General features: G+C 66.3%; 5 protein-coding genes. 1 reads left to right on the top strand and 4 read right to left on the bottom strand.

What is annotated here, in order from left to right:
* Positions 1–5 precede the first annotated feature (5 nt).
* Positions 6–1,094: a hypothetical protein gene (locus FBF36_RS09915; RefSeq protein WP_034491588.1), complete on the top strand. Its 1,089-nt coding sequence runs from the start codon at positions 6–8 to the stop codon at positions 1,092–1,094.
* 190 nt (positions 1,095–1,284) lie between these two features.
* On the opposite strand, the gene FBF36_RS09910 is transcribed toward FBF36_RS09915, so the two are convergent.
* From FBF36_RS09910 to FBF36_RS09895, 4 genes are read right to left on the bottom strand one after another with little or no spacing between them, the layout of a single operon-like run.
* Positions 1,285–4,725: an AAA family ATPase gene (locus FBF36_RS09910; protein WP_138137459.1), complete on the bottom strand. Its 3,441-nt coding sequence runs from the start codon at positions 4,723–4,725 to the stop codon at positions 1,285–1,287.
* On the bottom strand, positions 4,722–6,047 hold the full coding sequence (locus FBF36_RS09905; RefSeq protein WP_138137457.1) for a metallophosphoesterase family protein: 1,326 nt from the start codon (positions 6,045–6,047) through the stop codon (positions 4,722–4,724). The genes FBF36_RS09910 and FBF36_RS09905 overlap by 4 nt, the downstream gene beginning before the upstream one ends.
* 51 nt (positions 6,048–6,098) lie before the next feature.
* Positions 6,099–9,581, bottom strand: a complete 3,483-nt coding sequence (locus tag FBF36_RS09900) for a tetratricopeptide repeat protein (protein ID WP_138137455.1) — start codon at positions 9,579–9,581, stop codon at positions 6,099–6,101.
* A 42-nt stretch (positions 9,582–9,623) separates the two neighbouring features.
* Complete coding sequence (locus FBF36_RS09895) at positions 9,624–13,058, bottom strand: tetratricopeptide repeat protein (RefSeq protein WP_138137453.1); 3,435 nt, start codon at positions 13,056–13,058, stop codon at positions 9,624–9,626.
* Positions 13,059–13,071 lie beyond the last annotated feature (13 nt).

Raw genomic sequence — 13,071 nt, 5'->3', positions numbered from 1 at the left:
TCATCGTGTCCCGTCCTCTCTCCCGTGGGCCGCAGTTCGACGACGACGCAGAGGTGGACGCGGCCGTTGACCGCGCCGACCGTGACGATCACATTGACCGCGGACGGCCCACCGAGCGGATCGACCTTGACCAGATGGAGGCGCAGCCGGGGGTCACGGAGGCCATCGCCATGCCTCCGGGAGGCGAGGGGTGGGGGTACCTGCCGCCGTCGACGTCGACCCCGCAGCTGGCCGCCTCCCCGGACCAGCGCAGCCAGTACACCCAGGTCCTTCAGCCCACGCCCGCGGCGCCGCAGACGATGGCCATGCCGACGCAGGCGGTCTACCCGGCTGAGCCGGTTCAGCAGGTCCAGCCGGTCTACGTCAACCCTGAGCCCACGCGGCCCATGGCCTCCGAGGTGCCGGTGCAGGCGACCTGGAGCGAGCCCGAGCCGGAGCCGCCGGTCGAGCTACCTCGCCCGCCCGAGCGCCGTCGTACCGCCGCGCTGCCGGTGGGCACGATCATGGTGCTCGCGGCCTCCGGCGCCCTGGGATGGGGGACCTACACGCTGCTGACCACGCTCCACGTCTTCGAGATCATCTCGACTCAGAGCTGGACACCGAACTGGGGCGCCGTCGGCGCAGTCGGCGGTGGCGCGCTGCTGGCCTTCATCGCCTTCTTCGTCGCGTGCACGGCCCTGGCCAGAGCCAAGCCGAAGGCTCCTGCGGCCCTGCTGGTGCTGGCGGCGCTGTTCCTGCCCCTGGTGGCCACGGGAGCGGGCATCTACTACGGGGCGGGCGTGCTCAAGAAGCAGACCATGGCCGAGGCGGAGAGCTTCTCCGGTCAGATCAAGATCGGCAACGTCGACCAGGCCCTTAAGACGCTGCAATCAGGAGCGTCCTTCCCCGGACGGGACGACCTCGTCAGCATCCTCAACACGGTCAAGGAGAAGGCCGCCGAGCAGGGCGTCGCCCCGCAGGAAACTGACTCGCAGGGCACTGACCAGTCCGGGGACCAGCAGGACGGATCCCAGGACGGATCTCAGGACGGTGCCGGTCAGGAAGGCGGCGACGGTCAGCAGGGTGATGACGGCTCGGCCGGCGGTGAAGGCTAGGCTCAGGTGCGGTAGGAGGTTGGGCTCAGACCGCTGCTGGCGTGCCTGGTGACGCCTCCGTTCTCCATGACCAGCAAGAATGCCGAGCCTGAAGGGGGTTGAGGGCTCCTCCTCGCTTCCGGGGCTGAAGGTCGCAGGGGTAGGGTCGACCTGCCTCAGGAGGGCGACGGGTGGAGTGGGGCTCGCGGTCTCAGGCGGTCACCCTCAGGGTGGATCCGCCTGAGACGACGCGCCGCACTACGATGCGCTCGGCGATCTGGTCGCGCAGCTCGGCCACGTGGGAGACGATGCCGACGGTGCGCCCGCCGGCGCGCAGATGGTCGATCTCGGCCATCACCATCTGGAGGGTGTCGGCATCCAGGGTGCCGAAGCCCTCGTCGATGAAGAGGGTCTCCAGGCTCACGCCCCCGGACTCGGCCGAGACGACGTCGGCCAGGGCCAGGGCCAGTGACAGGGAGACGTAGAAGGTCTCCCCGCCCGAGAGGGTCCGGGGGTCGCGGGTGCGCTCGTCACCGAGGTGGTCGACGACGGCCAGACCCAGCCCCTTGCGGCGTCGGCGCTGGCTGGTCTCCTCGGCGACCCTGATGAGCTCGTAGCGTCCGGAGGACATCTGGGACAGGCGCTCGTTGGCGAAGACGAGGACCTCCTCGAATCGGGCCTGCAGCACCCAGGTGGCCAGGGGTGTACCGGCGTCGTTCTCCCCGCGGGCCAGAGCCGCCACCCGGATGAGGTCGGCGCTGGAGCCGGCCGCCTCCTCATAGGCGGCGGCCGCCTGCTCGACGCCGTCGACGGCCCGGCGCAGGTGCTCGTGGGACTCGGCGGTGCGCGCCTGAACGGAGGCGGCCTGCCGGGCGGCGGCATCGGCCCGGGCGAGCTCGGCGGCGGCAGCCTCGAGACGGTCCTCCTCCTGGCCGCTCAGGGCGGCGATCTGCGGGTCCTCCAACCCCAGGCGAACCCGTTCCCGGGAGGTGGCGGCGGCGCGCACGCTGGCCGTCAGGGCCTCGATGGCACCGCGTTCCATGAGGGCCGCCGTTGCCTGGGCCGCACTGGTGAAGCCCTCCTCTGTCAGTGCGGCGGCCAGGTCGGCCAGGGCGCTGCGGGCCTGGGCCAGGGCGGTGCGGGCGGTGTCGATGTCCTGTGAGGCGTCCTCGGCCTCCTTGGCCCGCACGAGGAGGGCGGCGGCGCGTGCGGTGACGCTCGGCCAGGTCCCGCGCGCCTCCAGGCAGCGCTGCTGGTCCTGGGCGAGGGCCTCGCGCTCGGCCTCCGTGCGGCTGCGGGCGGACTCCTGGGTGGAGCGGGCGGCATCGAGTGCGGTGCGCTCCTGCTCGGTGCCGGCATCGAAGGCCTCGAGGCGCCCGGCCAGGTCCTCGACGCCGTCGGCTGTTGCCTGCGCCGTGGCCAGGGCGGTGGCGGCCGCCTCCAGTGCCTCCTTGGCGGCGGGGGCATCCATGCCGTCACTGGTGCGCTGGGCCTCCTGAAGCCGGGTGGCGCAGGCGTCGCGTTCCCGGACGGCGCTGCTGAGTGCCTCGTCGGCCTGCCGCTGCTGTTCCTCGGCGGCCTCGACCTGCTGGCGGGTGGCGCCGTCGGTGCCTGCGGTGGCGGGGGAGGGGTGCGTGGTTGAGCCGCACACGGGGCAGGGCTCGCCTTCGGTGAGCTCACCGGCGAGTGCCCCGGCGGTCCCGGAGATCCAGGCCAGGCGGGTGGTACGAACCCGTTCGGTCGCCTCCCGCGCGAGCGCGGCCGCCTGAGCACAGGCGGCGTCTCGCTGGGCGAGCTGGGCGCTGAGCTGTTCGACGGCGAGGGCTGCCCGGTGATGCTCCTCGGCTCGGGTGCGGCGGTCCTGAAGGCCGTCGAGACCCGCGCGGGCCTCGCGTGCCGCCTCCAGCGTCTCCACCAGGGCGGTGCGCTGCGCGGGACGTTCGGCGAGCTTCTCCGTGCGCTGCTCCAGCTGGCCGGAGGCGCGCTGCAGCTCCGCCTCCCGCTGCTGCGAGGCGCTCTCGCGTGTAGGGAGGCCGGCCTCCAGGTCCACGAGGGTCTCGAGCTGCCCGTGCTCGCGACGGCAGTGGTGCGCCAGGTCGTCAAGGCTGCGGGGGCTCAGGGCCTCAGCGCGGTCCGACTCCGATTCGCCGGCCGCTATAGGGGGCTCTGCCGCGTCCGAGTTCTGCGGGGCCGTGTCCACTTTGGCATCGCCGGCCCTCGCCTCGCTGGGTTCATCCTCGAGGGCGGCGAGCTGGCGTTGCGCCTCACGGACCAGGGGCTCGACGAGGGCGGCGGGCGTCACCGCGGCGCCATGGCTGTCAGCCTCGCTGCCGGTGGCATCCTCCGCGCTGCCGGCACTGGTGACTCCGGTCTGCTCGGCGAGGTGGGCCAGCCTGCTCTGGTCGGCGCGGGCGGCCAGTGCGGTGACGGCCTGCTGGGCGCGGCTGCGGGCGGCCTTCTCGGCGACCAGGTAGGGCCGCACCCGTGAGGCGCGCTCGGCGTCCTGGAGTCGCTGGGCGTCTGTGGCCTCCTGCTCGGCGCGCTCAGCCAGCCGCTCATTCTCCTCAATGAGGACACGACGTCGCTCCAGGAGGTCGTGGAGGCTCTGCGCCTCGTCGCGGGCCGACTGGGCCCGGGTGAGGGCCTTCCCCGCGGCCTCGGCCCGAGCGTCGGCCGATGCGACCCGGTGGCTGGAGGCCTCCAGCACCTTGGCGCCGATGCCGCGGAGAGCCGCCAGGTCTGGGGCGGCTCCCGCCATGGCCGCCTCTAAGACCTTGGCCGGTGCCTGGGCAGGGGCGGAGTCGGCCTCCTCCGGCGCCTCGAGCTCGGCGTCTTCCGTGGGCAGCGCCAGTGTCTCCTGGGTCCCTCCGGACGGGCCCTCCCGTGACGAGTCCTCCGGGAGAACCGCCTGATCGGCGTCGGCGGCCTCTTCGCCGGTATCTGCGGTGGTAGTGGGGGAGGGGGCCTCGGTGAGGAGGGGGTGCCGTCCCAGGGAGGTGACCTGCCCGCGCAGGTCGGCGGCGGCCTGCTCGACCCGCTTGGCCCCGTCCCGGGAGGCCTGGATGAGGGCGTCCTGGATGGCGTCGTAGATGCCGGTGCCGAAGACGTCCTTGAGGAGGTGCTGGCGCTCGGAGGAGTCGGCGCGCAGGAACCGGGCGAACTTGCCCTGCGGCAGGACGACCGTCTGCGTGAACTGCTCCCGGCTTAAGCCCACGGCGCGCGCGATCTCCGCGTCGGCATCGCCCACGCGGGTGACGGGCTCATCGAGCGGCTCCCCGCCGACCTCGGCCAGGTGCCAGAGCTTGACGGTGCCGTTCTGGGTGGTGGTGCCTTGCCCGCGCCGCTTGGCCCGCTCGTAGGTGGGGGTGCGGCGCACCCGGTAGACGCCGGCGCCGGTGGAGAAGACGAGCTCGATGACGCTCTCGGTGTGCGGGCCCACGAGGGTGGAGCGGATGCGCTCCTTGGAGGAGTCGGCCGAGTCGGCCACGTCCCCGTAGAGGGCGAAGACGATCGCGTCGATGATGGTGGTCTTGCCCGAGCCGGTGGGGCCGGTGAGCAGGAAGCGGCCGGAGGCGCCCACCGCGTCGAAGTCGATGTGCTCCTGCCCCGCGTAGGGGCCGATACCGGTCATGGTCAGGGAGTGGATCCTCATCGCTCGCTCCTCGCGCTCGCCAGGGCGGACTCGTAGGCGCTGCGCAGGACGCCGCGCTCGGAGGGCTCGGGGGCACGCCCGCAGACGTCGTCGAAGAAGTCCTCGGTGATGCGCAGCGGGTCGGCCGCGGCGGTGACGGTGATGCGCTCGCGGGCGGTGCGCGTGGGGGCCTCGTGCTGGAAGGCCAGGAGGTCGGGGAAGCGCTCCTTGAGGGTGGCCAGGGCGCCGGGTGGCCGCTCGCCCTGGAGGATGACACGCACCCAGGCGCCGGTGGCGTCGTCGAAGGCGGGGGAGAGGAGCTCAGGCATGGTGCCTGTCAGGGTGCGCACCTGGTGCAGGACCGGGGTGGGGATGCGCTCACAACCGGTGACGCCGTCGGCGCTGAGATCCAGCAGGACGGAGGACTTGGTGGCGGAGTTGCGGGCGCCTTCGGCCTCGTCGAAGGAGAAGGGCAGGGGCGAGCCGGAGTAGACCAGGCGTGGGCCGGTGGGCCGGGTGAGCTCCTGGGGCCGGTGGAGGTGGCCGAGGGCCACGTAGTCCAGGCCGCCGCTGTGCTCGGCCAGGGGCGAGCCGCCCAGGGTGGTGAAGACGCCGGAGGGCACGGAGTCGACGCCGCCGACGCGAATGTCCCGCTCGGACTCGCAGGCCTCGCCGCCGACGACGAAGGCGTGGGCCATGAGCAGGCTCGGCAGGCGCCGGCTGCGGCCGGCGCGCAGGCGGTCCAGGTCCGCGGCCACGAGGCGCAGGGCGGCGGAGACGACGGCCTCGTGGGAGCGGGGCAGGCGCGGGCGCTCCGGCGAGTCCGGATGGGAGGCGGTATCCCCGCTCTCGTCCTGGTCTTCTCCGACTGTGTGCTTCGCGGGGGTCTCCTCGCCGAGGCGTTCGGTGAGGAGGGGCGGGAGGATCTCGCGGGCGGCGTCGGGGTCGAGGTAGGGCAGGGCGTGGACGATGGCGGCATCGTTGCCGTCGGCGTCGGGCAGGATGATGCCACGGTCGAGGCCGGCGGTGCGGGCCCGGATGATGAGGCCCTCGCGCATGAGGTCGGCGGCGAAGCCGAGGCGGGGGGCGGAGTCGTGGTTACCGGGGGTCAGGACCACCCGGGTGCGCTCGGTCAGGCGGCGCAGCGTCTCATCGAGGAGGGCGACGGCGTCGTTGGGTGGGATGGCGCGGTCGTAGACGTCCCCGGCGACGAGGACGGCATCGACCGACTCGGCGGCGACGAGCTCGACGAGGTGGTCGGCGAAGGCGGCGTGCGCGTCATCGAGCACGCGCCCGTGGAAGGTGCGCCCCAGGTGCCAGTCGGAGGTGTGGAGGATCCGCATGCCGACACTGTCTCACAGCCCACCGACATCAAAGACTGCGCCTTGTGGCGGTCAGCTATCGGTCTCCTGGTCCGGGTTGTCCTCGCTGTCTTTCTGCTCGTCCTCTTCGGAGTCCGACGGCGTCTTGAAGAGGCTGTCTGCATCATCGAATCTGCCCGCGGCGCGATAAGCCTCGGCGAGGTGGTGGCGTGTGGTGAGGGTGTGGGGGTGGTGGGGGCCCAGGATGCGGGTGCAGTCTTTGAGGGTCTGTTCGTACAGGGTGATGGCTTCGTCGAGCCTGCCGGCGTCCTGGTAGGCGCTGGCGAGGTTGTTGCGTGAGATGAGGGTGTCGGGGTGGTGGGGGCCCAGGATGCGGGTGCAGTCTTTGAGGGTCTGTTCGTACAGGGTGATGGCTTCGTCGAGCCTGCCGGCGTCCAGGTAGGTGACTGCAAGGTTGTTGCGTGAGGTCAGGGTGCTGGGGTGGTGGGGTCCCAGGATGCGGGTGAGGTCGGTGAGGGTCTGTTCGTACAGGGTGATGGCTTCGTCGAGCCTGCCCGCGTCGTGGTAGGTGACTGCGAGGTTGTTGCGTGCGGTGAGGATATGCGGGTGGTGGGGTCCCAGGATGTGGATGCTGTCCTCAAGGTTCTGTTCCTGCAGGGTGATGGCTTCGTCAATTCTTCCTGCATCCTGGTAGGCGACTGCGAGGTTGTTGCGTGAGGCCAGGGTATCGGGGTGGTGGGGTCCCAGGATGTGGATGCGGTCCTCAAGGTTCTGTTGGTGCAGGGTGATGGCTTCGTTGAGTCTGCCTGCATCCTGGTAGGCGTTGGCGAGGTTGTTGCGTGAGGCCAGGGTATCGGGGTGGTCGGGGCCCAGGATGTGGATGCGGTCCTCAAGGTTCTGCTCGTACAGGTGGATGGTTTCATCGAGCCTGCCCATGTCCCGATAGGCATCGGCGAGGTTGTGACGTGAGGCCAGGGTATCGGGGTGGTCGGGGCCCAGGATGTGGATGCGGTCCTCAAGGTTCTGCTCGTACAGGTGGATGGCTTCGTTGAGTCTGCCGGCAGCCTGGTAGGCGTTGGCGAGGTTGTTGCGTGAGGCCAGGGTATCGGGGTGGTCGGGGCCCAGGATGCGAGTGCGGTCTTTGAGATTCTGCTCGAGTAGGATGATTGCCTCCTCGAACCTGCCCACCTCTTGGTAAGCGCCAGCGAGATTATTGCGGAAGGTGAGAGTTCCGGGGTGGCTGGGCCCGAGAATGCGTTTAGAATCCTCTAGGTTCTGCTTATACAGAATGATTGCCTCCTCGAGCTTGCCTACCTCTTGGAGAGTGCCAGCGAGATTATTGCGTGAGGTCAGGATGTCGGGGTGATCGGGGCCCAGAATGCGGATGCGATCAGCGAGGATTTTCTCGAACAGGGAGGCGGCATCTTCGATATTGCCGCTGTCTCGGCTGGCATTAGCGAGGGTGTTGAGTGAGGCCAGGGTGGCTGGATGTGTGTCTCCAAGTAGTTTTCTGGAGTACTTGAGATTCTGCTGAACTAACTTGACAGCCTTTTCTATATGCCCTTCTAGTAGGTAGGCATCAGCGAGGCTGTTACGTGATGCGAGGATGTCAGGGTGATCTACCCCTAAAATGTCGCTAGCTTTAGTGAGTGGATTAATGAGGGTGAGTGTAATCTGATGCATGCCGAGTCGCCAGGCATTTTGAAGGGTTCTCGCGAGTATTGTGGCGATGGTGGGGTCAGCAAATAAAGGAAGTGAGTATTCTTGGGAGGCGATGATGCTTAGCTGTTCGATGAGGTTCTGCGTCTCTTGTCGTTCTCTGTCTAGAATGTCTTCAGTGTGTGTGCTAATGCTCTCCAGCACATGAATTGCCGTGGAAACAGCAGTGTTCAGCTCTGTTTTCGTGCTGAGATGGTTCTCTCTAAAAACTCGTCCTTGAAGTTGATGGATTAGAACCTTCTTGCCGTCTGCTGAGATTTGGCACACCGAGGAGTTCAATAGTGCACTGAGAGACTTCTTGGCGTTCTCTGTGTCGTTATAATCTTCCAGCCAGGTGATGGGTACTCCCGGTGAGGCGAGTAGGGATAGCGTGTTCATCTGATGGAGTGATAATTTCCCCTGCGTGGAGTTCTTCTTCTTGATGCTGCCTATTGTCGCTTTGCATGCAAGCCATAAGGCTGTGCTGATTGCTTGTGGGTAATGTTCACCTTCTTGTTTATCGATAGTGGCTGCTAGTGGAAAGTTGTTCAGTCTGCTGAGGTATTCAGTGAGGGTGTATCTCTCATTGTGGGCTGTCGTGGCGGCTTGTGTTATGGCGACGGGGAGGTCGCCAAGAGCCTCTGCGATCTGGTCCGCCGCATCGCGGTGAGTGTCGCCAGTGCGTTCGCAGAGGAGAGTGATCGACTCATCTCTTTCAAAGACGCCGACTGTGATTGGGTGCCATCCGAGACTGTCCCAGTCAAGGTGACGTGTGGTGGTGATGATGACCCGGACTCCTTTACCTTCAGGGATGAGGTGTTTCAGGTCGTCAAGGTTTTCTACGTTGTCGAAGACGAAGAGGTTGTCTGCCGCATCTGCTGAGCGTAGCTGATCTAGAATACGCCGAACGATGATCTCTGGAGGGGTGTCCTTCGTTGCGTTGACGCCGCTCCGCAGCGCGAACTCGTAGAGATCGCCAATAATATCCTTGCGTGAGGCCGCGTGGATCCATGCGACGATGGGCCATCTCTCGTCTTCGCACTTGGATGCAATCGAAGCGGCTAGCTGAGTCTTGCCACTTCCTCGCATCCCCGTCAATACTGTACGAGGCTCGTTGTGGGAGAAGATGGCGTCGACGAGTTGATTCTGCGCTGTTCGTGGAACGAAGTTGGTGGTAACCATAGGGCGGCTGCCGAACCGAATCTGTGTGGGGGTGGCGTGTAGTTGAGCGCGTGTGTTTTGGATGTTGTCGATAATCCTGTCCAAGCGCTCGTAAGTTTTCGTGTACTGATCTAGTAGTCGTTCCTGCCCGGCAAGTAGCTGTTCCTGGCCTGCGAGCAGCTGCTTGAGTGCAGCGATGTCGAAAGCCCGCGAGCCTGGAGCGCGGTAGATGAACTCGTCGGCGACGATGCGGGTCAGGTCGTCGAAGAAGGACTCAGCTGCTGCCTCGACGTTTTGGCGGCGGCTGGCCGTCCGCCGTCGGAGGTAGGTCTCGAAGTTGTCCGGGAACCGCACCGCCTCAATGACTGCGGCGTCGTCACCGCTGAGCTCCTTGAGCGCCACCTCCATCTCGGTGACGGCTCCAGCCAGGATGGATCGACTGATTCCGGCCAGTTCATACCTTTCGCTGGCGTCATCCACCTGCTTCTGAAGACGGCTCTTGATGGAGGCCTCCAGCGGATTCTCCTGTCCACCTCGCCCCCGTTGCAGACGTCTCAGGCTGCGCCACGCGTTAAGGGCATCGCTTGGCAGTGACGCCGCGCTGCCCCACGAAGGATCAACAGCCACAGCGGCTCCACGCATGAGCAGCCCGGTGATGCTGGCAGACAGGACAGCGAGGGAGAGGGGATCGGCCATGCCGCTATCGTACAAGCGGTCAGCGTCCCCGAAACAGAATTCTCACGGCGTCCTGAAGAGCTTCTCCGCATCCTCAATCCTGCCTGCGGCGCGATAGGCGCCGGCGAGGTTGTTGCGTGCGGTGAGGGTGACTGGGTGGGCAGGTCCCAGGGTGCGGGTGCGGTCCTCGAGGTTCTGCTCGAACAGGGCGATGGCCTCCTCGAGCCTGCCGGTTGCCTGGTAGGCGATGGCGAGGTTGTTGCGTGAGGTCAGGGTGTCGGGGTGGTGGGGTCCCAGGATGCGGGTGCTGTCCTCGAGGGTCTGCTCGAGCAGGGGGATGGCTTCGTCGAGTCTGCCTGCGTTGTGGTAGGCGATGGCGAGGTTGTTGCGTGAGGTCAGGGTGTTGGGGTGGCGGGGGCCCAGGATGCGGGTGCGGTCCTCGAGGGTCTGATCGAACAATGGGATGGCCTCATCGAGCCTGCCTGCGTCGTGGTAGGCGCTGGCGAGGTTGTTGCGTGCGGTGAGGGTGCCTGGGTGGGCAGGTCCCAGAATGTGGGTGTGGTCCTCGAGGTTCTGCTCGAACAGGGCGATGGCCTCCTCGAGCCTGCCCGCTGTCTTGTAGGCGTTGGCGAGGTTGTGGCGTGCGGTGAGGGTGCTGGGGTGGTGGGGGTCCAGGATGCGGGTGCTGTCTTCGAGGTTCTGCTCGAACAGTTTGATGGCCTCGTGGAGCCTGCCCGCTGTCTGGTAGGCGAAGGCGAGGTTGTCGCGTGAGAGCAGGGTGTTGGGGTGGTGGGGGTCCAGGATGCGGGTGCTGTCTTCGAGGTTCTGCTCGAACAGTTTGATGGCCTCGTGGAGCCTGCCCGCTGTCTGGTAGGCGAAGGCGAGGTTGTTGCGTGAGATGAGGGTGTCGGGGTGGTGGGGGCCCAGGATGCGGATGGAGTCGGTGAGGGTTTGCTCGTACAGGGGGATGGCCTCGTGGAGCCTGCCCGCTGTCTGGTAGGCGAAGGCGAGGTTGTCGCGTGAGATGAGGGTGTCGGGGTGGTGGGGGCCCAGGATGCGGGTGCGGTCGTCGAGGTTCTGCTCGTACAGGGGGATGGCCTCGTGGAGCCGGCCCGCTTCCCGGTAGGCGCCGGCGAGGTTATTGCGTGAGGTGAGGGTGTCGGGGTGGTGGGGGCCCAGGATGCGGGTGCGGTCGTCGAGGTTCTGCTCGAACAGTTCGATGGCCTCGTGGAGCCGGCCCGCTTCCCGGTAGGCGTAGGCGAGGTTGTCGCGTGAGGTGAGGGTGTCGGGGTGGTGGGGGCCCAGGATGCGGGTGCGGTCGTCGAGGTTCTGCTCGAACAGTTCGATGGCCTCGTGGAGCCGGCCCGCTTCCCGGTAGGCGTCGGCGAGGTTGTCGCGTGAGGTGAGGGTGTCGGGGTGGTGGGGGCCCAGGATGCGGGTGCGGTCGTCGAGGTTCTGCTCGAACAGTTCGATGGCCTCGTGGAGCCGGCCCGCTTCCCGGTAGGCGCCGGCGAGGCTGAGGCGTGCGGTCAGGGTACTGGGGTGATCGGAGCCCAGGGTGTCGCCCGCCCGCGTAACAGAATCAGTAAGGGCAAGTGCCAGATGTGGCATCCCAAGGTCGGTCGCATTCCGCAGAGTCGTTGCAAGTAGTGCAGCAAAATCCGGATCGGAGAATAATGGGTGAGAGTGGTGTTGAGGTGTGACAGCACTTACTTGTTCGACGAGATTGCGTGTTTCCTGTCGCTGCTGTTCAAAATTTTCTAGCTGGTCCACGTCGATTTCGTTGAGAAGAGATGTTGCGTGCGCACGTGCCTCGTTGAGCTTCTCTGGATTGCTCAGGTAGGTTTCGCGGTAAACTTTCCCCTGGAGGCGGTGAATGATGGTCTTGTTGCTGTCGATGGATTCTTGGAGAATTGATGCTCTCTTCAGGAATGACAGGGTGTCTCGGACTGCGTCGGAGTCATCGTCGAGCGCCAGAAGCCAGTGAGTCGGTACTCCGGAAGCGGCCAGAAGGGATAGAATATCAAGGAGTGAGGTGGCGACGCTCTCCTGCTGAGGGTGCTTGGTTCTGAGTTGTTCCAAGGCCTGTTCGTACGCCATGAACAGTGCGCCCCCGACGGCGTCCGGGTAGTCATCTCCCTCGAGGCGGCTGATACTTGACTCGAGCGGGTGATTGCTCAGCCTGTCAAGGTAGCCGGATAAGGTGTATTCACCCCATCTTGCTGTCGCAGCCACTTGGGTCACGGCGACAGGAAGATCGCCAAGCACCTCTGCGATCTGGTCAGCCGCATCTCGGTGAGCGTCACCGGTGCGTTGGCAGAGAAGAGCGATCGACTGCTCCCGTTCAAAGACGCCGACTACCATTGGTGACCACCCCAAACTGTTCCAGTCAAGGTGGCGCGTCGTGGTGATGAGGGCTCGAACTCCGTCGCCCTTTGGGGTAAGGTCTCTCAGGTCGTCGAGATTCTCCACGTTGTCGAAGACGAAGAGACGGTCCGCCGCATCTGCTGAGCGTAGCTGATCCAGGAAGCGCCGAATAATAGTCTCCGGAGGGACATCCTTCGGCGCATTGATACCGATGCGCAGTGCGAGTTCGTAGAGATCGGCGACAAGCTCCTTGCGGGAGGCTGCATTGATCCATGCGACCAGGGGCCAGCCCCCCTCTTCACACTTGGCGGCAACCGCGGCTGCCAGCTGAGTCTTGCCGCTTCCTCGCATCCCGGTCAGTACCGTACGAGGCTCGGCGCGGGTAAGAACGGCATCGAACAGCTCGTCCTGCCCTTCTCGCTTGACGAAGCCTGTAGTGACCTTGGGGCGGCTGCCGAAGCGAATCCGCGTGGGTGAGGCGGATTGTCCGCGCGGGATTGCGCCATGGATCTCCTTGATATCCGTCGCCATAGCCCCCAGCAGTCCGTGAGTCTCTGCCTGCCCCTCCAGCAGTTGCTCCTGCCCGGCAAGCAGCTGTTCCTGGCCTGCGAGCAGCTGCTTGAGCGCGGCGATGTCGAACGCCCGCGAGCCCGGCGTGAGACGGATGAACTCTTCGGCGACGATGCGGGTCAGGTCATCGAAGAAGGGTTCGGCTGCCGCCTCGACGTTCTGGCGGCGGCCGACCGTTTGCCGTCGGAGGTAGGTCTCGAAGTTGTCCGGGAACCGCACCGCCTCAATGACTGCGGCGTCGTCACCGCTGAGCTCCGTGAGTGCCACCTCCATCTCGGTGACGGCTCCAGCCAGGGCGGATTGAGTGACGCTGGTCCGCTCGTACCGTTCGCTGGCGTCATCCACCTGCTTCTGAAGTCGGGCCTTGATGGAGGCCTCCAGTGGATTCTCCTGTCCACCTCGCCCCTGTTGCAGACGTCTCAGGCTGCGCCATGCGTTGAGGGCCTCGCCTGGCAGTGACGCCGCGCTGCTCCACGAAGGATCAACGGCCACAGCGGCTCCGCGCATGAGCAGCCCGGTGATGCTGGCAGACAGGACAGCGAGGGAGAGGGGATCGGCCATGCCGCTATCGTAC

The sequence above is a fragment of the Actinomyces sp. oral taxon 171 str. F0337 genome (assembly GCF_005696555.1).
GTDB lineage: Bacteria > Actinomycetota > Actinomycetes > Actinomycetales > Actinomycetaceae > Actinomyces > Actinomyces oris_E.
Note: the sequence above shows the minus strand (reverse complement) of the source record. Positions and strands in the feature narration are given on the sequence as shown.